This is a genomic window from Alistipes sp. AF14-19 (assembly GCF_003461645.1).
GTDB lineage: Bacteria > Bacteroidota > Bacteroidia > Bacteroidales > Rikenellaceae > Alistipes > Alistipes shahii.
Genome location: NZ_QTXM01000001.1, coordinates 501,218 through 522,523, shown reverse-complemented (window position 1 = coordinate 522,523; position 21,306 = coordinate 501,218). Strand labels below are relative to the sequence as shown.

Genomic DNA, 21,306 nt, shown 5'->3' with positions numbered 1-21,306 from the left:
ATCGTAAAATTGGTCTTGTTAAAGATGCTTTATTTTAATTCAACCAACGGGTTCCACAGCATAAATATGAGGGAATTTTTAGGAGCGAATTTGAAACCGAAACTATGCATCTGATTTCCGAAATTGATTTGTTTGCTGCGCTTAACCAATGTCTCCAAATAAAAATACCACAAAAAGCCTATACTAATTATTGCGGCAAGTATCCACCAAAGCGTTTTATAATCTTCATACAAAATGGGCTCAATGTCCTTAAATCCCATTATTAACTCAAAGAGTATACAGAGTAATATTGACACAAATAGCCATTTGCTTATGGTAAGTAAAAAACCGACGATAATATCTTCACCCCAATAATAACATTCCGATGATTTGGTAGACTCATCCATTTCTCGGGCAGTCTTGTGGGCCGTGTGCCGATAATTGCTTTCAATATAAACACAAAGGCCAAATAGTAAAATGATTGCGATGGTAATTAAAGTAGTCATAAAATATATGTCTAAAATTCGACCTCATAGAATCCTCGATAAAAATCCTTTAATTGATTCATTGTATGTTCGGATCTGTTGAATTTATTTACCGGGCATACTCCGTTATCTTGTGAGAAAATTGACATATAATAACCTGCCTCATTTTCTATCTTGACGACCATAGGATATTTTGAGTCCTTGATCGTATCTCTAAATCCGAATATTATCATCCAGTCCTCTTCCACTTTACCTGCTGGGTTGCATAACAGAATCAAAGATTCGCCAGATATCTTTCCCTTAACATATACTGGTTCTGCGTAAACTTCTCTTACAATAAGAAAGATTCCTGATACGCCAGCTTCTTGAAAGACTGCAATAGGCTTGTGTATGTCTTTTTGTGCAAATAATAGACGAGTCTGAACAGTTTTGATGTTTCCGTCCGGATTTACTTCAGCAGTTATGGGTAGGTCATAATATTGATTGTTGGTTGCTATTTGGTAGCCTTTGGCATTATACTGAGCATTTACGTCACTACATATCCATATTCCAATGAATAATATAATAATATGTTTATAACTCATAATATATAATATTTCTAAAATAATTTACATTTTACTTGAAGTATTCGTTATAAATTTTTTTCAAATAATCCATTGCTCTTTCAGGGGCACTTTGTTCTTGTATTTTTGTGACACCTGTATTTACTGAATACAATGCGTATATGACTCCGTTGGGGCTGGATATTTCAATGTTATATGGAATGTATTGTGCCTCTTTCACACTGTTCTCAAAGCCAAATTTTAAATATCCATTATAGCGCCAATCGAAATGAGGATGCCATCGAACCACTATATATTCTCCATAAATTCCGTCACGAGTTATCATGTTAGATGATATGTAGGAGTCGTCTAAATGTACAATGTCTTGTGTTAATATTTCTCCATTATATAAAAATTGATACATCATCATCGGAAGTCTTTTTTTATAAAAATATACTCTAAGCCTTCCTTTGGTTTGTTCTCCCAATGGTGATTTTAGATATGCCGTCCCGAAATCATAATAAGAGTCATTTATGGCTACATTATAGCCTTTGATATTATACTGGGCATTCGCATTCCAGTACATTAACATTCCGATGCAAAGACAGATAAAGTGCTTCATTGTTCTTGATTTTATTTATAATGAATATGATTCTTTAATATTTCCTCCAAAGCGAAGTCGGTGTTTCTTCTCCGTTCATGTTGGTAGACGCAATTTCTCCGATCTTTTCAATCTGTAAAGCTCCGCTGTTATGGCCGAGATAATTACCTATAGACCTTGCGATAATAATATTCCTATCTCGAATGTCGCCTTCGTCCTCATGTGCGATCAACATACGTTCGTAATAATCTCTGAAATCCTGCGGAAAAGGATTGGTGATCCGGTGCGAATCAAAGGTAGGTTCGGCGATGTTCTCGTAAATGTACTTGCACAACGCATCGTTACCTAATTCTTTGAGAATCGAGTAGGCTGTAATTTTCTCCATGACGGTAAGTGTTTGCGCCACCCAGCCCCGACTTGGCATGATTACAAAAAGAAAGTGTGGAGCTGCCCGTTTTATTCGAATAGAGGTTCTGGAATACCTTTGCTGAAATAAACTGACACAAGACCCCCCACCTGTATAGTATGGGGATTAATCTCGCATACCAATACAAGTGATGAGTGCCGTCGTTTACCCTCAGCAAATTGAATTTTCCAGATTCCTATTCGAGGTTAAATCGAAACACTTTCACCAATATACGCCGCTTGCGCGACAAGACAAAGGTAAAAAATATTTCGTAATTGACGACACCCATCGGGGCCTTGTTGTGCAAATTTCGCCAAACATGCTTTCGGGTATTATCTACGCAGGGATGCAGATATAATAAAAAAGAAGCCGAAACCTCTCGACAAGGTTCCGGCTCCGCGTGCGGCACGATGGGGTTATTTGAAAGTTATATTATACTTTTGACAATGATAAAAGAAAGTGGCTATATCCACATCATCGTGATTTTTGATACACCAGTCAAACATTTCATTGCATTCAGTAGGATCGTAATCGGGATGCCATTTACTTACCAAGTGGAAAAGTCGTAACCCTTCTTCGGGCCCAAATTCACTGGCGAGAGCTTGTCCGATGGATTTCCAGACGGCACGTCCAACAGTGATATCAATCTGTTTTTTCTGAATTATTTTTATTAGTGAATATGCCCGTTGTTTTGTGATTACATCCATTTCGGCGTTTCGAGCCTTCTTCACCCTGCGCGGCGCACTGTATTTGTTCGGCTTGTAATACAAGTACGGAGGAGCATCAGGGTTGAAATAGGGATGAGGGTCATAGCTGGCCACACGCAGCCTTACGACATCGCTGCCACTTTCATCGACGATTAGTGGCGTCCGTTCTTGTATTTCGTCCACGAGAGCATAAAAGTGAGCTTTATGGCGTTCAGGATAAGCTATTCGAAAGATGCAGCATAATCCATCGCCTCCAACAGATAGCCCAGCATAGCATAAACTGCTGATTCTTTCTTTCAACATATTTTTGACCAAGTTCCATCGCCCTTTTACACGGGGATTCTGTTTCCCATCAATGTCGATGCAGATATAGCTGCTATGAAGATGATGAAGCCTCTTTTTGGCGCGGGTGTCGAATACCCCGGCAACGGTTACGCACGGTATCTCGAATTTCTTGATTTTGGCGCGTATGTCCGGATCTTTAGTGCCTCGATATTCGTCTACTATATTTTGGTAGGAGGCTGTTAATAAAAATGTCCATAAATCGACCGTTGCGACAGGGATTGTGCTAACTACGTTTGCAAAGAGCGAAACTTGAGGCCCAACTATGTCTTCAGGAATCCTAACAACGGTGTTTGTCCTTGAGAGTGTGAGTTTATTGTTTTGGTTCATTGCGTTTGAAATTATCATTTTATCCGATGGTTTTGGATATGATTTTGTTATTCAGTGTGTTGTGTATTGATTTGCTGCCTGTTTCTTGTATGTTTCCAGTCCGGTTATTGCTCTGAGAAATAAGACGGGATGTTTTAAGTCCCGTCATTATCCGCTTTCTCGTCACCATCTTTCCCGCCCCAATTACTCTCGACTTTCCTATCATATTTTTGCGAGTTCACATCCACCTGCTTCCGCCAACTGACGAAAGATTGCATAATACGTGTTGGTGTCTTTGTAGGCGGTTCCTTCTGATAGAATGCATAATCCATCAATACTCTGAATGCTCTTAAATGGAGCCGTTCCGGCATTAATTTAATAGATTCGTAAAATGAGATGAAACACACAAAGGATTCTCGGGTTTTTTGTCTCCGGCGCTTCTTGGGAGCTTCCTCCTGTAGTTCGATAAATTCATTCAGTTCGTCTTCAGAAATGTCGGCCAGTGCTTCCAAAGGGTTAAATTCTGTTTTCATAAATTTTTTAATTATTAAGTTTTTTTAATTGTTCTTTACAGTATTGCCCGACGGTGGGGATTGAATTCTCTTTCATCCAGTCTTCGATTTCCTGTCGGATGAACACCAAGCGCCGTCCCCCGTGGGCGGGTCTATGAAATGGGATGAGTCGTTGATGTGTGAACTTGTAGATCGTGGCCTTTGAATAGCCTGTAAGTTTAATCACATCATTGATGCCCATAATTTCTGGTGGAGGTGATTCCGGCTTATTAGGATAAGAGTTGGGGCGATTGCCGAAGCCGAGGCTCACGCAGAGTTCGATAAATTGCTTTACCGAGAGTCCCGCGATGGGGAAATCATCCCCGAATTTTGAGAAAGAATTAGTATGCATAATCTTAAAAAATTAAGTTATGCACTCCTAATACGAATGGATATTTTGACAGTATTTTGATTTTATTATAAATATTCCTTATAAATATTGATTGTCAATATTTTGTGTATTTTTATTTTGAAGATTTTATATCGTTTTTTTATGGATTAGACAAAAAATATGACTGGTGTTCCCAGTCATATTGTATTGATTATAAGATGTAATGTAGGAAAAGATACTATTGGCTGAAGTTTTTTTGCTTTTTTTATGCGGTTTTTGTGTCGTTTATATAATTTATCCTGTTATATGAATTTTATATCCTGTTATATAAATCTATGCCGACGAAATATTTTTTCTAATTCTCTGAAAATACATTTGTCTTTTGGGCTATGGTTGGCAACAGTTTTAACTTTGTTTGCCATATGCCAGACTGTGTTATAGGAGTTGATTTTCAATTCGGTCATGAGCCATTTAACAGATACTTTTCGGGGGTAAAACGATATTGCATAGATGACATAGCTCCATTTAACTAAATCGATGCGTGTCTTGAAAAATATTGTCTCTTGCAGGATAGACCATTGTATACTGCAATGATGGCAAAGAATATTTTTTGAAGCGTATTTGCTTCTGCTGTGGGTGTTGAATCTTTCGCATTTAGGGCAATATGTTCTCTTCCAAATTTCATTGTAAATTAGGTCAAGGATGTCGTTTTCAGAACCTACTCTTTCTGAAAAGTCATCGTAATCTACTATGTCTTCGTACATTAGAATCCAAAATAATTTTGCAACTTGATTATGCCGTCCTCATGCTTTTGTGGATTTTTCCTTTTCAGCTTTCTAATATTGAGTAGCTTCCATTGAACCGACGGATAATGCTGGAAATCTTGGTATTCCGATGCGTCCCAATCCGGCGTCCCGTCCTCGAATCCGAGTAAAAATGCTTTGTCGGTCGGTGTCAGATGGTCGTTGATATACTCGACCAGTCGGCGGCGGGTCGCTTCGTACTGCTCGTAGGTGAACGGCGTTGAGGACATGCCCTCAAATTGGTTGGTCAGGGCGTCGCGCTGGTCGTTGAAATTAGGATTAAGGGACTCCAAGATCGGGCGGTCGCTTCCCAGCAGGCAGAAGATGAAACCGCGCTTGATCTGGTCAAAGTCTTTGATATAATCGAGCATCAGACTTACATCGAACAGGTCGCGCGGGTGCTGGCGGTCGAGTGCCGCCGTGATCTTGCCACCGTAGAGTTGTGACAGCGGAACGATGCGGGCTCTGCAGAATACGCCGAAATCTTCTTGGGCGAGGTCGCATAAGGGCAATTCGATGGGCGGTGCGATAATGCCGCGCTTCACGTCGTTTACCTCTACTTTGACGAAATGCCCGTTATGGGTGCAGATCAATTTGTTGGGAACTTCGCGTATTGCAATGCCCGGTATTGCAGCCTCGATCTTTGCCTTTATCGCTTTCAGCCGTTCTTTGATATGGGCGAGGCTTGCTTCCCGCGGCTCGACGGGAATATAGGTCAGGTCGATGTCTACCGAATATCGCGGCAGATTTTGCACGAACAGATTGATTGCCGTGCCGCCGTGAACGGCAAAACATTCTTCCGTCGAAATAATCGGGATGATGCGGAGCAACAGCCGCACGCGCTCTTTGTACTCTTGATTAATCATTTTTCAGTTCTGCCGGAATAGTGATTTGGTATTTCTTATCGTAAACGCCTCCTTTGGCGATTACCCGCTTGCCACTGCCGAGGTCTATTTTGTCGAGGTTGAGGGCCCCGAACCACGCATGATGGGCCTTTTCGGCCATAAAGAGGAACAGCCGCTTCACTTTGACGGAACGGCACTCCTCCAACAGTCGTTGCACATTCTTTGGCGGGAGTATCGACAGCATTTCCATCACATAATAGAGGTCGGTAATGTCGTAATATTGCGGAGCGAGGTGCAGACACTCCATAAATGCCCGTTCTGGGGTAGAGATCGGCAACTCGAAAACCCCTTGTCGGGTGGTGGTGATTCCGGTGTCGGAATTGAATATTTCGGTGGTAAACAGCCGGAGCGTAACTCCCCAGTCGTATTTTCTGAACCAAAGCGGTAAATACTCCTTTTGTGGCGCAGACAGCGAAACGGTTGGCCTGCCCATCGGGAGGTAGTGCGAATATCCGTGTATCTCCAATGCCGACATGGCTCCGATTGTCAGATGTTTGTCAGCCTGTGTATTGAGGCTGTACATGGCTCCGTATAATGTAGGCGTATCGCCCGTGCGGATCATTGCACCCGTGCCTATGGGGGTCAGCCAAGCGGATTCGACGTATCTGTGTTGGGTGGAATGCGGTATGTTATTTTGCTTCATCCACGAGGTCAGATACACGGCTCCAGCCGGAACCTCTTGCAGTAATTGGTTTATTTTCGACTCGTTTTTTACGCTCATAGCGCAAATATACAAAAAATATTAAACCATTGTTGGCCTATTACAAAACTTTTGCTGCCTCGTTGATTACCTTGTTGTCGAAGCTGTCGAGGTAGGTGTTGGTCGTCTCAAGGTCGGCATGACCGAGCATCTGCGAAATGATTTCGCGCGGGATTTTATTGTATTGCAAGGTCATTGCCATTGTATGACGGCTTACATAGCTGGTCAAATGATAATCGATGCCGAGTTCTTCGGCCAACGATTTCAAATATTTCTGATATTTGGCGTAACGGCTTCGGATGTGGTTGTATAGCTTCTCGCCCGTATAGCCGGAACAAGTGATGATCGGTAACAAATAATTTTCGACGGTTGGCGAGGCAGATTTCAGCCGTTCGATCAATCCCTGAATCTCCGGCGTAATGTGGATTCGGATGGCAGTTGCGTTCTTTTGGTGCTTGATTTTGTTGCGTTTGTAAACGATATAATTCCCGTCAGCCAGCCGTTGAATATGATCGGTCGTAAGGTAGGCCATATCGACGAACGACATTCCGTAGCAGTAGTAAGAAAAAAGAAAGAGTTGCCGGGCGTATTCGTTTTGGGGATTCTGTGCGGGCGTATCTTTGAGTTTTTGCAAGTCTTGAGGCGGGAGGTAGCGTTTCTCGGTCGCTTCTTCCAACTTGGCAATCTCGAAGCCGCCTTTGACGAAAGGATAGGCCGCTTCCGAACCGACACCTTCTCGTTTCGCTTGATTCAATATAGCCCGCAATGCCTTGAAATAATATTTGCGGGTATTGCCCTTGCAACCCCGCTTTTGCAGGAACGTATCGAAATTGCGCACGTAACGCAGGTCGATGTCGGAAAACAGCCGTTGACTCAGTTTGCCGTCGTAATATTTGAGCAGTCGAAGCGTTTCGAAATAGCATTTGGCGTTGCCCGTATGTCCGGTATCCCTTAATGTTTGGATGTGATTTTCGAGGTATGCGCAGAATTTTCCCTGCTTGGAGGGGTTCAAAAATGTTTCCTCAAATTGGTTCAGTGTCCAGTCGATGCCGTCTATCTCGAATTTCTCGATAATCTCGCGGGCGCGGGCTTTGACTTTGTCCAAAAAAGCATTGTCCTGAATTCGTTTCTTATTGGCCTCCCGCTGCTTTTCGCCTTTCAGATTCCGTTCGATGGTAAGTCGTTCGGCCGAATTGTCCCAATAGGCCGGATCGACGTATAATTTCAGACTGATGCGCTTGCGACTGCTGTTTTTAGTGACGCATAATTGGAGAATGTGATACCCCATTGAATTGGGTTTGTATTTCCGTAAAACGATGCGAACAGAGTAGGCCATTTTCCGATGTAAAATAGATGGTGGTACAAAAGTGGTACAAGAAAAATCGCAATAGATGACAATAAGGCAAAATCGCAATTCTCTGTACGTGATGTAAATATACTAAAATAAAGTTAATTACTCTTATCGGAAAAAATAAATTTCTCCTCTGGGGGGCGTGTGGTCGCTGGTTCGAATCCAGTCACCCCGACTGATGGAAAGGCTTGGTAATCTGATGATTGCTGAGCCTTTTCGTTCGTTGGCGGTTGACTTTATTCGTGGCTTTTGACCCCGTTTTTACGTTGGTTTACACGGTCTGTGTAAACCGTGGTGTAAACCGCCAAAAGGCTATGGACGCCACTATTTCAGTTATTTGTTTCAAAAGCAAGACCCTCGCCAACGGGGAACATCCGCTCATGTTGCGCATTACGAAAGACCGCAAACGGACGATGAAGAGTTTAGGCGTGTCGGTGCATCCGTCTAACTGGGATTTCGACCGCAACGAGCCTAAACCCAAGTGTCCCGACCGCAAGTACATCCAGCAAATCATTCTGAAAGTCAAATCCGAGTATCAAACCAGGTTATTGGAGAAAGCCGCCCGCGATGAAGACTATACGGCTGAAACGCTCGTAAAGGAATAATTCCGTGGCCGGCATTTCGCGTCCTGAAAAAGAGTTGAATACGTTTAAAGAGGTTGTTTTGTCCTCGGGAGAGAGGAAGGATGTCGGGGTGATCGTTGCGGAGGACGATCTGAAGTTTTGCAATTGAATCGGTGTTCCCGGCAGTTCTGAAACAAGTTTAATGCGGCCTTCGGGGCATATTTTTCTGCACTGTTTTGCTGCATTTCGACCGGCAAATACGGTAAAACGAATGTTTTATCGTCCGTTTGGGCGTATGTATTGCTCGCTTGTGGATTAAATGTTTGATTAATAAGTGTTTGTTGTTCGAGCTGTTTTGGGGGATTGAAAAGATTGGAGTAAAATATTTGGTTATTAACGCAATAATCCATACTTTTGTGTAGTGAAAAACGCCTCTGTTTTTTTTGAGGTGTATCTTTTTACAAGGGGTTTCGGTGTCGTCCCTGGGTCAGGGACAGTCGCATCAGGTGTCGGATTACAAGTGGCCAGCCCCCGATTGCCTCGCTGAAAAAACCGTTTTCACAAGCCGGTTTTTGCCTGCGGGGGATTGTAAAGTATGCCCTTTAGCAAGCTATATGTTCGACAAGAGTGACGAAGAGCACTGGTATGCACTGAAAGTCTTTTACAACCGGGTGTTCGATGTCGAAAGGCTTCTCGCACAGGACGGTGTAAAAACCTACATTCCTTTACGTTCCACAGAAACAACCGTCGGCGGCAGGACGATTCGCCGACGCGAACCGGCCGTTTCATCGCTGATGTTCGTCCGGCAGGCGGAACGTGCGGTGCTCGAACTGATGCAGCGGGCGAAGGCTACCAGTCCGCTGATGGTATATTTCGATCGGGAGACCAAAAAACCGGCCGTCATTCCCGATCCCGAGATGGAGGCCTTCATGCTGGTCACGTCGACCGACGATCCCGGGCTGGAATACCTCCCCGAAGCGCCGGCGGAACTCCGGCGGGGCGACCGGGTCCGCGTTACAGAGGGTGTTTTCAAAGGGGCCGAAGGCTATATTCGGCGTGTCAAGGGCAACCGGCGGCTGATCGTCTCGATCGAGGGTGTCGTAGCCGTGGCGACAACCTATATTCCCGGCTGTTTCCTGGAAAAAATCACGACGGACTAAACCGTTTCACCCGATTGGGGCTGCCTGAAATCCGGGATTTATCGTTTCCCGTTCTATTCGCAGGCCGTATTTCGATAGTTTTCATTTTTGCGTCATTATAATCGGCTTACCGCTGTTCCGGCAGGGGTAGTTGCCGCGGGTTCTCTTATGTTCCGGCTGTCCTGCTGCAAAGGATGCCGATAACTTTTCACGCCTCCGTATGCTTCAAGTTATCATGTCCCGTTTTGGGATTGAAAAATACCTATCGTCACGGTATTTTTCGTCGTGGCTGATCTTGACGATCGACACGGTCGTGTCTGTAGTTTCGACCTTGATCGCCTACCTGTTGGTTCGCGGATTGTTCACGAATCCGGTTTTCACGGTATGGTACGGTTTCTGGCTGTTGGCCAGTTCGTGTGTTTTGAGCGTTTTTTCGTTCATCGTTTTCCGAACGTTCCGCAGCGTCATCCGTCATACGACGCTTCGGGAAATCTGGAAACTGGGCGGTGCGGTTCTCTTCAAGGACTTGCTGATGTTCTTCTACGTGCTTCTCCTTCCCCAAAAACCGTCTCCGCCTTACGCCGCCCTTTCCATGGGTTTCCTGCTGGACGTGCTGGTCACGCTCTTCCTTCTGCTGGCCCTTCGTCTTTGCATGATCGTCGTCTACGACCTGATCAAGTTGAAGCAGTCCCGCCGCGCGAACAGCCGTCAGGTTCTGGTCTACGGCACGGGGGACAAGTCGGTGTCTCTGGTCACGCGTCTTCAAAACTCGCCGCATTACCGCGTCGTCGGTTTTCTGACCTACGGGAAGTCCCTGCGCAAGCATACGATCGCGGAGTGCCCGGTCTACTATTTCGAGAATCAGCACAGCGTCGAATACCTGCGGGACCGAGTCGATGTCGACGCGATCCTTTTCGCCACCAATGACGATGCGCAGCAGGAGCAGGAGCGCTTGATCAGATACTGTACGGAGCAGGGGGTCAAAATTCTGATCGCCCCACCGATCGACGAGGTCATCGACGGGAAGATTATGAAGCAGTCGATCCGGGAGATCAAGATCGAAGACCTGTTAGGCCGTCCCGAGATCCGCATTTCGATGGATGAGATCATCGCCAACTTCCGCGGCAGGACGATCCTGGTTACGGGGGCGGCAGGTTCCATCGGCTCGGAGCTTTGCCGTCAGCTGGCGATGTTCGGGGTGAAGGAGCTTATCCTTTTCGACAACGGGGAGACCCCGATGCACAACCTTCGCCTGGAACTGGAGGAGCGCTATCCGGCCTTGAAATTCATCCCTGTCATCGGCGACGTCCGGATTCCCGCCCGTCTGGACTTCGTGTTCCGGACGTACCATCCGCAGGTGGTGTTCCACGCTGCGGCTTACAAACACGTCCCGCTGATGGAGGAGAACCCATGCGAGGCGGTTCTGGTGAACGTCGCGGGAACGCGCAACGTCGCTGACAAGTGCATCGAATACGATGTTGAGAAGATGGTTATGATCTCGACGGACAAGGCCGTGAACCCGACGAACGTGATGGGTTGCACGAAGCGCCTTGCGGAGATCTACGTGCAGTCGCTGGGTCTGTCGATCGAGCAGGGCCGCACGCCGGGGAAGACGCGTTTCGTCACCACGCGCTTCGGGAATGTGCTGGGCTCGAACGGTTCGGTCATTCCCCGCTTCAGGGACCAGATCTCCAAGGGCGGTCCGGTGACTGTCACGCATCCGGACATTACGCGCTTCTTTATGACGATCCCCGAGGCGTGCCGTCTGGTCATGGAGGCCGCCACGATGTCGACGGGCAATCAGATCTTCGTCTTCGACATGGGCGAATCGGTTAAGATCGCGCACCTGGCGCGGCGGATGATCTCCCTGGCGGGCTTCGAGCCGGAGAAGGACATCAGGATCGAATACACGGGTCTGCGTCCGGGGGAGAAACTGTACGAGGAGGTTCTGTCGAACAAGGAGAACACGCTTCCGACGACGCACGACCGGATCCGTATCGCCAAGGTTCGGGAGTATGACTACGGGGAGGCCTGCGGCGTTGCCGAAGAGCTGGAGACGCTGTCCCGAAAGGTGGAGATTCCCGACATGATACGGCTTATGAAGCGGACGGTACCCGAGTTCAAGTCGAAAAATTCGAGGTTCGAGGTATATGACAAATAATCTTCAAGTGCCACGATATGGCCATTGATCAGCCAGAAGTAAGTATTGCGCTGGATTATATGTAACAACCCGGTTTGTATTTAAGCAACGTTTGTTTTTAGATTGTTATTCTTTTGATTATTTAGTTTCTTGATTAGTTGCACACTTCTAACGGCGTGCTGCTACTATCTTAATCAGGCATCAAAGATATTCTTCCTGGTATTGACCATATTTTCTACGCAACAGTATTGAGGCATTATGTTTATTATCCACTGTTTGTATGAATTACGCTCCCCGATGCCCTTTTCTGCAATAGCACCATTTTCAATTCCAAATATTTAAGAAAATTTAACCATATACCTCTATTGTTATTTCTACTGTACAGGTAATCTGATTAAATCGCTTGTAAAGAGCTTTTCGTGGTGTCGTTCAATACGGCCATCAGAACCAAATTAATCCGCGAGAATATGAGAAATTTTGAAGACCTCCAAATTGCTGTAGCCGGTACCGGTTATGTCGGTTTGAGTATTGCAACTCTTTTGGCACAACACCACAAAGTGACTGCTGTTGATATTATCCCTGAAAAGGTGGAGAAGATTAACAATCGTATCTCGCCGATACAGGACGAGTATATTGAAAAATACTTCGCAGAAAAGGAACTCAACCTTACTGCAACCCTTGATGGAGCATCCGCTTATAAAGATGCAGATTTTGTAGTTATTGCTGCACCTACCAACTATGACCCTGTAAAGAACTTCTTCGATACACACCATATTGAGGATGTGATTGACCTCGTTCTTTCTGTTAATCCAAAGGCGACAATGGTAATCAAGTCAACGATTCCTGTTGGCTATTGCCGTTCACTCTATATGAAATATGCTCAAAAGTTTGCACAGATGGAACCTCTTGCAGATGGCAAACGTCGTGAGTTCCGTTTGCTGTTCTCTCCTGAATTCCTTCGAGAGAGTAAGGCACTCGAAGACAATCTCTGGCCTTCACGTATCATCGTTGGTTATCCAAAGATGATGTCAGAGGAATGGGAGGAAGAGAATGAGGCAATCCGCAAGATTCAAGGCAATCACATGGAAGAGTCTGCCGAGATATTCGCAAAGCTTCTTCAGGAAAGTGCCATCAAAGAGAATATCGACACTCTTTTCATGGGATTGAAGGAGGCCGAAGCTGTAAAACTCTTTGCCAACACCTATCTTGCTCTGCGTGTCAGCTATTTCAACGAGCTCGATACCTATGCAGAAGTGAAGGGACTTGATTCAGCTGCCATCATCCAGGGCATCGGTCTCGATCCTCGGATCGGTACTCACTATAACAATCCATCGTTCGGCTATGGTGGTTACTGTCTGCCAAAGGACACAAAGCAGTTGCTCGCCAATTATGCAGACGTGCCACAGAACATGATAACTGCTATTGTAGAGAGTAATCGTACCCGTAAGGGTTATATCGCAGATGCAGTACTTCGCAAAGCCGGTTGGTACGATTATAGCACAAATAATCAGTATGATGGCAAAAAAGAGCCTGTTACTATTGGAGTATATCGTTTGACGATGAAATTACACTCCGATAACTTTCGTAAAAGTGCCATTCAAGGCATTATGAAGCGTATCAAAGCAAAAGGTGCTAATGTGGTAATCTATGAGCCAACACTTGCTGATGGTGAAAACTTTTTCGGGTCACTGGTAGTGAACAACCTTGCTAAATTCAAGGCTCTGTCTAATGTAATTATTGCAAATCGTTTTGATGATTACTTGAGTGATGTGGAGGAGAAAGTTTATACACGTGATATATTTCGTCGCGATTAATTGCATGATTTGATAATAATAATCCATAGTGTATTTGAGAAGTGCATGTGCTTAAGTAATTGGTATTTATATTGTTGTGTTTAACGGTCAACTGTGTGGAATTGATTGGCATAATTTTATAGAGCGATCTAATTCTGAATTCCTTAAAAATTTCGTATAGTCTCATCGGATCATGAAGTAGTCGCAGAGTTGCGAGAATGGTTCCGATACATTTTCGGCAATGGCGATATTTGGATGCTGCTGGCAATAATCGTATTGATTGCGTTGCGTAGGTATTTTCCCCAATAATATGGCTACTCTTGAATAGATTTAACTATGCGTCGGCACTCAAATACCCTTGGTCTCCCGGTAAGATACGATGATTGTAAAGTTCTTTGACATTTTGATAAATAATGCAACATCGTGAATCGCTTCCTTGTAAACAGGGAAGTGCGAATTATGGCTGATCCCTATCATTTCTAACACATGCTATGTACGAGCAAACGTCTATTCCAAGGTTCTGTCAAGCACTTGTGAAGCATATTTGTATAGACACAATATTCTGTGATGGAGTTGTAAGCCCACGTTAATCTGAACTTTCAAACTATCGGTCAGCCTTCGAAATAGCTGACATCCTGAGTCAAGGATTTCAGCCGGTGAGAATAACGTTTTATGGATTCATGCTAACTGCACGATGGTTAATTAATAACAATAAAAAGTTAATATGAGCATCTTTACAGGTAAGACCCTTATGATTACCGGAGGGACAGGTTCATTCGGTAATGCAGTATTGAATCGTTTCTTGAAGACTGATATTGCAGAAATCCGTATTTTCTCTCGTGATGAGAAGAAACAGGATGATATGCGTCATGAATATCAGATAAAGTATCCTGATGTTGCGCACAAAATCAAGTTCTTTATCGGTGATGTACGAAGTCTTCAGTCATGTCGAAATGCTATGCCTGGTGTTGACTATATTTTTCATGCAGCAGCCTTAAAGCAAGTTCCTTCCTGTGAGTTTTTCCCAATGGAAGCCGTAAAGACTAATGTAATTGGCACAGACAATGTCCTTACTGCTGCTATTGAGGCAAAGGTTGGTGCAGTAATCTGTCTTTCAACGGATAAAGCAGCGTATCCAATTAATGCGATGGGTATCACCAAAGCCATTGAGGAGAAAATCGCAGTAGCAAAGAGCCGTTATTCCGGCGACACCAAGATCTGCTGTACTCGCTATGGCAACGTAATGTGCTCACGTGGTTCTGTTATTCCACTTTGGATCGAACAGATCCGCAACGGCAACCCGATTACACTGACCGAACCTAAAATGACCCGCTTCATCATGTCGCTCGAAGAAGCCGTTGATCTCGTCCTCTTCGCCTTCGAACATGGCCAGAACGGAGATATACTTGTTCAGAAGGCGCCTGCTTGTACTATTCAGACTCAAGCAGAGGCTGTATGCGAACTTTTCGGTGGTAAGAAGGAAAATATCAAGGTTATCGGTATTCGTCATGGTGAGAAACTGTACGAGACTCTCCTGACTAACGAAGAGTGTGCCAAGGCAGAGGATATGGGAGATTTCTATCGTGTGCCAGCCGACAATCGCTCTCTTAATTATGACAAGTTCTTTACAGAGGGCGATAATAAACGTTGTGAACTTAAAGAGTTCAACTCTGATAACACTCGTCGCCTGAACCTTACGGAAACTAAAGTTAAGATTGCCGCTCTTGAGTATGTTCAGAACGAATTGAACGGTATTTTTAATCTTGCTAAATAGAATAAATGAAGGTTTTGGTTACAGGGGCAAAAGGTTTTGTCGGTAAAAATCTTTGCTCTCAACTCAATAACATCAGGGAAGGCAAGGCTCGCTGGTACGAAGGTGTACAGGTAGATGAAGTCTTCGAGTATGACCTTGGTAATACCCAGGAAGAACTTGACCGCTTTTGTGCTGAAGCTGATTTTGTTTTCAACCTTGCCGGTATCAACCGTCCACAGAATCAGGAAGAGTTCATGCAAGGCAATTTCGGTTTTGCCGGCGTCCTGCTTGACACACTGAAGGCACATAAAAACAGCTGTCCCGTGATGCTCTCTAGCTCTGCCCAAGCTTCCCTCACTGGTCGTTTTGGCAATTCTGAATATGGTTGTAGCAAGAAAGCTGGTGAAGACCTCTTTCTCCAGTACGGACGGGAAATAGGGGCCAAAATGCTCATCTACCGCTTCCCAAACCTTTTCGGTAAGTGGTGTCGTCCTAATTATAATAGTGCCATTGCTACCTTCTGTAACAATATTGCCAATGATCTCCCAATTCAGGTTAACGACCGCAGTGTAGAGATGGAAGTCCTTTACATTGATGATCTGGTAGATGAAATGCTTGGAGCCCTCATCGGCAAGGAACATCGTTGTGAGTTCGAAGGTCTCAACGTTGTTCCAACTGCTGGAGGAAAATATTGCTTTTGTCCCGTTACCCACAGAACCACTCTCGGAGAGATTGTGGACATCATCAATAAATGCGCTGTTTCTGTAAATCCACCAAAGAGTAAGGTGCAGACCGCAATGGCTGTGCCTCAAGGCAGCCTCGAATACAAGCTTATGACTACCTACCTCAGCTACCTGCCTCGGCACAAAGTTATCCACGACCTCAAAATGAACGTTGATCAGCGTGGTTCATTTACTGAACTTATTCATACGCTCAATAATGGTCAGGTTTCCATCAACATCAGCAAGCCTGGTATTACAAAGGGAGAACATTGGCACAACAGCAAGTGGGAAACTTTTATCGTAGTGGCCGGACATGGTCTTATTCAACTTCGTGAGGAGGGTACCAACGAGATCTGGAATTATGAAGTAAGCGGCGAGAAGATTCAGGCCGTCCACATGCTTCCAGGCTATACTCACAACATCATTAACTTAAGTGAAACCGAAGACTTGGTGACAGTAATGTATTGCAATGAGGTATTCAACCCCAATCGAGCAGATACCTATTTTGATCCAGTCGAAAAGGAATAAACTATGGCTGTTAAAACTCCCAAATTTGATTATAGCGACGTTAAGTGGCAGAAAAACGGTAAGTTGAAACTGATCATTATTGTCGGCACTCGCCCTGAAATTATCCGTCTTGCTGCTGTCATCAACAAGTGTCGCAAGTATTTTGATGTTATCCTCGCTCACACAGGCCAAAACTATGATTACAACCTGAATGGAGTGTTCTTCAAGGATCTCAAATTGAAGGATCCTGAGGTTTATATGGATGCAGTAGGAGATGATCTTGGTGCTACCTGCGGTAATATCATCAACTGCTCATACAAACTTTTTGTTCAGACAAAACCTGAAGGTGTCCTTGTTCTTGGTGATACTAACTCTTGTTTGAGCGTGATTGGGGCTAAACGTCTTCATATTCCTATTTTCCATATGGAGGCAGGTAACCGTTGTAAGGACGAATGTCTTCCAGAGGAAACAAACCGCCGTATCGTTGATATCATTTCTGACGTTAATATGGCTTATTCAGAGCATGCACGTCGTTATCTTGCGGAATGTGGACTTCCTCGTGAGCGTACATACGTGACCGGTTCTCCTATGGCAGAAGTGCTTCGCGGGAATCTTGTAGAAATTGAGGCATCAGATATACACCAGCGTCTTGGATTGGAGAAAGGCAAATACATTCTCCTCTCTGCTCATCGTGAGGAGAATATTGATACAGAGAAGAATTTCACCTCTCTTTTCACCGCTATTAATAAGATGGCAGAAAAGTATGATATGCCAATTCTCTACAGTTGCCATCCACGGTCGCGCAATCGTCTGGCTGCATCTGGATTCCAACTCGATCCACGCGTGCAGATTCAGCAGCCTCTTGGGTTTAATGATTATAATTGCTTGCAAATGAATGCTTTCTGCGTGGTGTCCGATTCGGGTACACTTCCCGAGGAAAGTTCTTTCTATGCTTCGATTGGTAAGCCAATTTCTGCTGTCTGTATTCGTACATCAACAGAGCGCCCGGAAGCTCTCGATAAAGCGTGCTTTATTTTGAGCGGTATCGATACCAAGGGACTTCTTCAGTCTATTGACCTTGCTGTCCAAATGACTGCAAATGGCAACCATGGTATTCCGGTACCTGACTATGTCGATGATGTATCCAGCAAGGTTGTCAAGATCATTCAGAGCTACGTTGGTGTAGTAAATAAGATGGTATGGCGTAAGGATGTGTTATAACTACATTGGCAGGCATATAATCGTGCACGTGAGAAATAGAAAGGGATAATATATGAAAAAAATAATGTTAGTCTTCGGAACGAGACCAGAGGCAATCAAGATGTGTCCGTTGGTGAAGGAGTTTCAGAAGCGTTCAGAGGAGTTTGAGACTATCGTATGCGTAACCGGCCAGCATCGTGAAATGCTTGATCAGGTGCTCAAAATCTTTGAGGTTACTCCAAACATCGACCTCAACATCATGAAACAGGGCCAGGATCTTACCGATGTGACAGCACACGTGCTCACAGGGCTTCGTGATGTGTTCAAGGAGTGTCGTCCTGATATAGTGCTCGTACATGGTGATACCACTACTTCAACCGCAGGTGCTCTTGCTGCATTCTATGCCCAGATTCCCGTAGGTCACGTAGAGGCAGGTCTCCGCACTCACAACATATACAGTCCTTGGCCAGAGGAAATGAACCGTCAGATTACCGGTCGTATCGCTACCTACAATTTCTCACCGACACCACTCTCCGAGAAGAATCTCCTTGACGAAAAGGCTCATGGCAATATCTACGTAACGGGCAACACGGTTGTTGATGCCCTCCATATGGTAGTTGACAAGCTCAAGACCGATGAGACTCTTGCTAAAGAGCAGGATAACGTACTTGCACAAGCTGGTTACGATGTTGCAAGACTTTCAAACGGAAAGAAACTTGTCCTTATCACAGGCCATCGTCGTGAAAACTTCGGCGACGGCTTCATTCGTATGGTGACCGCCATGAAGGACCTTTCAGAAAAGTATTCTGAGGTTGATTTCGTTTACCCAATGCACCTCAATCCAAATGTGCGCAAACCAATTCACGAGGTGTTTGGTGAAGACCTCACCCGTCCAAACTTCTTCTTTATCGAACCTCTTCAGTATCTCGAGTTCGTTCACCTCATGAGCATGGCTACTATTGTCCTTACCGACTCTGGTGGAATTCAGGAGGAGGCGCCAGGTCTTGGCAAGCCAGTTCTTGTGATGCGCGATACCACCGAGCGCCCTGAAGCTCTTGCGTCTGGTACTGTACATCTTGTAGGTACCGATTATGATAAAATCATGAATGAGGTCAGTATACTCCTCGACGATGCAGCCGCATATGAGAAGATGAGCAAGGCTGTAAATCCTTATGGTGATGGTCAGGCATGCCGCCGAATTGCAGACGTTCTTGCCGACAAAGAGACAGATCGTTATGGCGTGAAATAATCAACAAGATAATTAAAATAATACTTAATAATATGATTAATGTAATTGGATTGGGGTACATTGGGCTTCCGACTGCCCTTATGATGGCTTCTCACGGAGTGGAAGTTATCGGGACTGACTATAATAAGCAGCTTGTTGACACCCTTAACGCAGGTCACACGACCTTCAAGGAGGACGGCCTCGACGAACTCTTTCAAAATGCCCTCAAAGCAGGTATCAAGTTCACCACCGAGTACCAGAAGACAGATATGTACATTGTCTCTGTTCCAACTCCATACGACAAGTTCTCAAAGAAAGTTGACGCTTGCTATGTAGTAACAGCTGTTAAGGAAGTGATGAAAGTTTGTCTTAAAGGTGCAACCGTAGTTATAGAATCAACCGTTAGCCCTGGTACTATCGACAAATTCGTGCGTCCTATCATCGAGGAGAATGGCTTCGTGATTGGCGAAGACATCAACCTTGTGCATGCACCTGAACGCATCATCCCTGGCAATATGGTTTACGAGTTGATCCATAACAATCGTACCGTAGGTGCTGACTCTCGTGAGATTGGCAAGAAAGTGAAGTCTTACTATGCCAGTTTCTGCCAAGGCGATATCGTAGTTACCGATATTCGTACAGCTGAGATGACTAAAGTCGTTGAAAATACCTTCCGTGCTGTCAATATCGCCTTCGCCAACGAGCTTGCACGCATCTGCCGTCACGACGCCATGGACGTATACGAGATTATCCGTATCTGCAATATGCACCCACGTGTCAATATCCTCCAGCCAGGTCCAGGTGTAGGTGGTCACTGCATCTCTGTTGATCCTTGGTTCCTCGTAGGCGACTATCCTCAGCTCGCAAAGGTAATCGATGAGTCAATGAAGACCAACGATTCGCAGCCTGCTTTCGTTCTCAACCGCATCTATGAAATCATGGAGGAGAACAACATCACCGACAACCGCAAGGTAGGTCTCTATGGCCTTACCTACAAGGAAAATGTCGACGATTATCGCGAGTCACCAGCTCTCCAGATGCTCGAGGCTCAAGAGCGTCACCTTGCGCGGCCTCTTTGCTGCTACGATCCGTTCCTCGAGGAGCACAAGATTGCCGAGAACCAATACAACAACTTCGATGAGTTCCTGAACGATATGGATATGATAATTGTATTGATTAAGCACCAGCACATTCTCGACAACGAAGAGCGCCTGAAAGGCAAGGTCATTCTCGACTGTTGCAATATGCTGCATAAGATTGAGAAGATATACCACATTTGATGATAAGTGCAAATATATGATTATAAGAAATTTGCATGAAATGAGGGGGCGATAGTTCTCCCCGTCTATAATGCTGAAGAATATATTACGGATTGCCTGGATTCCATTCTCGCGCAAACTTATCCATACTGGAAAGCATATTGCATCAATGATGGATCGAAAGATAATACAGCATCCATTCTTGATGACTATGCAAAGAAGGATGCGAGAATCAGAGTCTTTCATACACCCAATGCAGGAGCGGCAAGTGCAAGAAACTTTGCTTTGAACAAAATAGAAGATGAAGAATGGATTTCATTCATAGACGCAGATGACTACATCGGACCTTCTATGTATGAATCCATTTTCAAAGCAATCGGAAATGAGCATATCGACTATGTGAGATTGTTCAGTCGTCGTACACCGCAAAGATATAATCCACAAGCCGTCAATTCTGATGAAAGCAAGAATGTTAATTATAAGATAGTCACAAGAGAAGAATATTTTGTCAATGAGAGTGTAGGAGGTTATACTCACAGCCTTTTCGTCAAAAAGGGTATTGTAGATGACCATCAGGTTTCGTTCCCTGAAAAGATGGTAATGTTAGAGGATCAGGCATTTTCAATAGCGTGTGCGACCCATGCAAAGAAGATTCTGATACTCGATCAGCCGAGAAATTATTTCTATTATTCTGGTAACGAATCTTCGATAACAAGAACGTCAAAAGATACAAGTGACGACATCATTCGATGTATAAATATTGTGTACAAAGCTTTCTTGGCAACAGGTTCAACGGCGATCATCAATGATTATTTCTACAGCAAGTACTTACCGGTTAAACTGGATTCTTTATACAGCAAGCGGCTTCATTACAGGCATATAAAGCTAACAGAGAGGCTCTTGCCAGAGATAAAATTACGTATCGGAAGACTCTCGTTTAAGACAAAAATAAAGTACATTATTGTCAAAATATTCAGATTGATATAAACA

Annotated in this window: 20 protein-coding genes and 1 pseudogene; 11 read left to right on the top strand and 10 right to left on the bottom strand. The window is 44.6% G+C overall.

What is annotated here, in order from left to right; translation table 11 throughout:
* Positions 1 to 29 precede the first annotated feature (29 nt).
* From DWW03_RS02240 to DWW03_RS02185, 10 genes are all read right to left on the bottom strand, one after another.
* A complete protein-coding gene (locus DWW03_RS02240; RefSeq protein ID WP_118406213.1) occupies positions 30 to 485 on the bottom strand; it encodes a hypothetical protein in 456 nt (151 codons plus the stop codon).
* Between the two features lie 11 nt (positions 486 to 496).
* A complete protein-coding gene (locus DWW03_RS02235) occupies positions 497 to 1,048 on the bottom strand; it encodes a hypothetical protein (protein WP_118406212.1) in 552 nt (183 codons plus the stop codon).
* A gap of 31 nt (positions 1,049 to 1,079) precedes the next feature.
* On the bottom strand, positions 1,080 to 1,628 hold the full coding sequence (locus DWW03_RS02230; protein ID WP_118406211.1) for a hypothetical protein: 549 nt from the start codon (positions 1,626 to 1,628) through the stop codon (positions 1,080 to 1,082).
* A 34-nt stretch (positions 1,629 to 1,662) separates the two neighbouring features.
* A complete protein-coding gene (locus tag DWW03_RS02225) occupies positions 1,663 to 1,992 on the bottom strand; it encodes a hypothetical protein (RefSeq protein ID WP_118406210.1) in 330 nt (109 codons plus the stop codon).
* Between the two features lie 437 nt (positions 1,993 to 2,429).
* The gene (locus DWW03_RS02215; protein WP_118406209.1) at positions 2,430 to 3,410 is read right to left on the bottom strand and encodes a BT4734/BF3469 family protein; all 981 of its coding nucleotides are present in this window, start codon (positions 3,408 to 3,410) and stop codon (positions 2,430 to 2,432) included.
* A gap of 116 nt (positions 3,411 to 3,526) precedes the next feature.
* Entirely contained in the window at positions 3,527 to 3,904 is a 378-nt protein-coding gene (locus DWW03_RS02210) for a DUF6291 domain-containing protein (RefSeq protein WP_118406208.1), read from the bottom strand.
* Positions 3,905 to 3,911: 7 nt separating this feature from the next.
* The gene (locus DWW03_RS02205) at positions 3,912 to 4,274 is read right to left on the bottom strand and encodes a helix-turn-helix transcriptional regulator (RefSeq protein WP_018694601.1); all 363 of its coding nucleotides are present in this window, start codon (positions 4,272 to 4,274) and stop codon (positions 3,912 to 3,914) included.
* A 742-nt stretch (positions 4,275 to 5,016) separates the two neighbouring features.
* Positions 5,017 to 5,922: a nucleotidyl transferase AbiEii/AbiGii toxin family protein gene (locus DWW03_RS02195; protein ID WP_026318147.1), complete on the bottom strand. Its 906-nt coding sequence runs from the start codon at positions 5,920 to 5,922 to the stop codon at positions 5,017 to 5,019.
* Positions 5,915 to 6,682, bottom strand: coding sequence for a type IV toxin-antitoxin system AbiEi family antitoxin (locus tag DWW03_RS02190; RefSeq protein WP_022332320.1), 768 nt, complete (start codon positions 6,680 to 6,682; stop codon positions 5,915 to 5,917). Before DWW03_RS02190 ends, DWW03_RS02195 begins: the two co-directional genes overlap by 8 nt.
* Before the next feature lie 40 nt (positions 6,683 to 6,722).
* Positions 6,723 to 7,997 carry a site-specific integrase gene (locus tag DWW03_RS02185; RefSeq protein ID WP_118406207.1) on the bottom strand — a complete coding sequence of 425 codons (1,275 nt, stop codon included), beginning with the start codon at positions 7,995 to 7,997 and terminating at the stop codon, positions 6,723 to 6,725.
* 329 nt (positions 7,998 to 8,326) lie between these two features.
* Here DWW03_RS02185 and DWW03_RS02180 point away from each other — a divergent pair.
* The 11 genes and pseudogenes from DWW03_RS02180 to DWW03_RS02135 all read left to right on the top strand — a co-directional run.
* Positions 8,327 to 8,614: pseudogene (locus DWW03_RS02180) on the top strand (Arm DNA-binding domain-containing protein); the annotation flags it as partial.
* Positions 8,615 to 8,621: 7 nt separating this feature from the next.
* Positions 8,622 to 8,744 (top strand): fibronectin type III-like domain-contianing protein, encoded by a 123-nt coding sequence (locus tag DWW03_RS17035; RefSeq protein ID WP_349911808.1) that lies wholly within the window; start codon positions 8,622 to 8,624, stop codon positions 8,742 to 8,744.
* Between the two features lie 445 nt (positions 8,745 to 9,189).
* Positions 9,190 to 9,735, top strand: coding sequence for a UpxY family transcription antiterminator (locus DWW03_RS02175; protein WP_118406206.1), 546 nt, complete (start codon positions 9,190 to 9,192; stop codon positions 9,733 to 9,735).
* A gap of 199 nt (positions 9,736 to 9,934) precedes the next feature.
* Positions 9,935 to 11,875, top strand: coding sequence for a polysaccharide biosynthesis protein (locus DWW03_RS02170; protein WP_118406205.1), 1,941 nt, complete (start codon positions 9,935 to 9,937; stop codon positions 11,873 to 11,875).
* Between the two features lie 446 nt (positions 11,876 to 12,321).
* Positions 12,322 to 13,668: a nucleotide sugar dehydrogenase gene (locus tag DWW03_RS02165; RefSeq protein ID WP_118406231.1), complete on the top strand. Its 1,347-nt coding sequence runs from the start codon at positions 12,322 to 12,324 to the stop codon at positions 13,666 to 13,668.
* Between the two features lie 703 nt (positions 13,669 to 14,371).
* Entirely contained in the window at positions 14,372 to 15,421 is a 1,050-nt protein-coding gene (locus tag DWW03_RS02160; protein WP_118406204.1) for a polysaccharide biosynthesis protein, read from the top strand.
* 5 nt (positions 15,422 to 15,426) lie between these two features.
* Positions 15,427 to 16,650, top strand: coding sequence for an NAD-dependent epimerase/dehydratase family protein (locus DWW03_RS02155; RefSeq protein WP_118406203.1), 1,224 nt, complete (start codon positions 15,427 to 15,429; stop codon positions 16,648 to 16,650).
* A gap of 3 nt (positions 16,651 to 16,653) precedes the next feature.
* Entirely contained in the window at positions 16,654 to 17,850 is a 1,197-nt protein-coding gene (locus tag DWW03_RS02150) for a UDP-N-acetyl glucosamine 2-epimerase (protein ID WP_118406202.1), read from the top strand.
* Positions 17,851 to 17,902: 52 nt separating this feature from the next.
* A complete protein-coding gene (gene wecB, locus DWW03_RS02145; RefSeq protein WP_118406201.1) occupies positions 17,903 to 19,078 on the top strand; it encodes a non-hydrolyzing UDP-N-acetylglucosamine 2-epimerase in 1,176 nt (391 codons plus the stop codon).
* 32 nt (positions 19,079 to 19,110) lie between these two features.
* Positions 19,111 to 20,337: a nucleotide sugar dehydrogenase gene (locus DWW03_RS02140; RefSeq protein WP_118406200.1), complete on the top strand. Its 1,227-nt coding sequence runs from the start codon at positions 19,111 to 19,113 to the stop codon at positions 20,335 to 20,337.
* Positions 20,338 to 20,388: 51 nt separating this feature from the next.
* On the top strand, positions 20,389 to 21,303 hold the full coding sequence (locus tag DWW03_RS02135) for a glycosyltransferase family 2 protein (protein ID WP_118406199.1): 915 nt from the start codon (positions 20,389 to 20,391) through the stop codon (positions 21,301 to 21,303).
* Positions 21,304 to 21,306 lie beyond the last annotated feature (3 nt).